This is a genomic window from Actinosynnema sp. NPDC023658 (assembly GCF_040639995.1).
Lineage (GTDB): Bacteria > Actinomycetota > Actinomycetes > Mycobacteriales > Pseudonocardiaceae > Actinosynnema.
This window is the reverse complement of record NZ_JBFAAX010001015.1, coordinates 1-1,930: the sequence shown is the minus strand read 5'-3', so window position 1 is coordinate 1,930 and position 1,930 is coordinate 1. Positions and strand designations below refer to the sequence as shown.

The window sequence follows — 1,930 nt, the reverse complement described above, 5'->3', positions numbered from 1 at the left end:
GAACCCGCCGTCGTGGGGCCTGGACCGCATCGACCAGCGCGACCTGCCGCTCAACGCGAACTACAGCTACGCCACCACGGTCCACCGACCCGCCGCGCACCGGCACGAGACCGAGGACGGCCCGACCGATGGTCGTCTTGCCGGAGCCGGACTCACCGACCAGGCCCACCGTCTCACCGGGCCGGACGTCGAGCGAGACGCCGTGCAGGACGTCCACGCGCGGCGCCCGCCACCCCTTGCCGGGGAACGACACGCGCAGGTCGCGGACGTCGAGGATCGGGGTGGGCGCCGCGCCGGACGACGTGGTGCCGCTCATGCCGGTACCTCCGTGGCATCGTCGGATCGGGGCGCGACCCAGGCCGGGCGCGCGGGGACGTCGTCGAGCACGGCGTCGACGAGCGTGCGGGTGTAGGGGTCGCGGGGGTGCCCGAGCACCTGTCCGGTGGTCCCGGTCTCGACGATCCGACCGGCCTGCATCACGGCGACGCGGTCGCAGAGGTCGGCGACGACGCCCAGGTTGTGCGTGACCAGCAGGACGCCCAGGCCCCGCTCGGCCTGGAGGCGGCGCAGGAGGTCGAGCACCTCGGCCTGCACGGTCACGTCCAGCGCCGTGGTCGGCTCGTCCGCGATGAGCAGCTTCGGGTCGCAGCTCATCGCACCGGCGATCAGCACGCGTTGCGCCATGCCGCCGGAGATCTCGTGCGGGTGGGCGTCGAAGACGCGCCGCGGGTCGGTGATCTCCACCTGCCGCAGCAGGTCCAGCGCCCGCTCGGTCGCGGCCCGGCGGGACAGGCCGAGGCGCAGCCGGATCGGTTCGACGAGCTGGCTGCCGACGGTGAACGCCGGATCGAGGTTGCTCATCGGCTCCTGCGGCACGTAGGCGATGACGTCGCCCCGCAGCGCGCGGTACCGCTTCTCCGGGAGGCCGACCACCTCGGTCCCGTCGACCAGGATGCTGCCCCGCGTGACGCGACCGCCCTCGGGCAGGATGTCCAGGACCGAGAACGCCGTCTGCGACTTGCCGGAACCGGACTGGCCGACCAGGCCGACGACCTCGCCCTCCGCGACGTCGAGGTCCACGCCGTGCACCACCTCGACGGTGTGCGCGCCCCGGCCGTAGGCGACGGCGAGGTCGCGCACGGACAGCAGCGACGCCCGTTCGCCGGCGGTGCCCGACGTGGTGGGCGCGGCGACCCGGACGCGCCGGGCCGCCCGCGGGCTCGGGGGCGTGACGCCCCGGTCCTCCAGGACGTCGCGCAGCGCGCTGGCCAGCAGCACCAGCGCGGCGCTGGTGAGGCCGAGCGCCAACCCCGGCCACAGCATCAGCAGGGGTTCGCGCTGGATGTTCTGGAACGCCTCGTTGAGCATCGCGCCCCAGGTCGGGGCGTCGCCGCTGCCGATGCCCAGGAACTCCAACCCCGCCTGGAGGCCGATGGCGATGCCCGCGACGAGGGCGACCTGGATGATGATCGGCGCGCGGACCACGACCAGGACGTGCCGGGCGATGATCCGGCGGTCCCGCAGCCCGGACACGCGTGCGGCGTCGACGTAGAGCTCGCGGCGGACGTTGGCCACGATGCCGCGCACGAGCCGGAAGAAGCTCGGCGCCACCAGGACGCCGAGCACGACCATGAGGACCGGCACGGTGGGCCCGAGGATCGCCCGGGACGCGAGCAGCACGATCATGGCCGGGAGGGCCATCACGAAGTTGCTCACCCAGTTCGCCAGGGAGTCGAACCACCGGCCGTGGTAGCCCGCCACCAGACCGCCGGGAACGCCCAGCGCCAGGGCGACGACGAGCGCGATGAGCGCGCCGCCGAGGCTGTTGCCGCCGCCGTGGAGCAGGCGGGACCACACGTCGCGGCCCGCCGAGTCGAACCCGAGCGGGTGACCGGGTCCGGGCCCGCCGAACGCCTTGGCCAGCTCCGCC

1 protein-coding gene and 1 pseudogene are annotated in these 1,930 nt (G+C 74.2%); both read right to left on the bottom strand.

Features of this window, described 5'->3' with window-relative positions; all coding sequences use genetic code 11:
• Positions 1-118: 118 nt before the first annotated feature.
• A pseudogene (locus AB0G02_RS37525) lies at positions 119-316 on the bottom strand (ATP-binding cassette domain-containing protein); the annotation flags it as partial.
• On the bottom strand, positions 313-1,930 hold a 1,618-nt coding region (locus AB0G02_RS37520), incomplete at its 5' end, for a dipeptide/oligopeptide/nickel ABC transporter permease/ATP-binding protein (protein ID WP_360804462.1). The gene AB0G02_RS37520 and the pseudogene AB0G02_RS37525, both read right to left, overlap by 4 nt.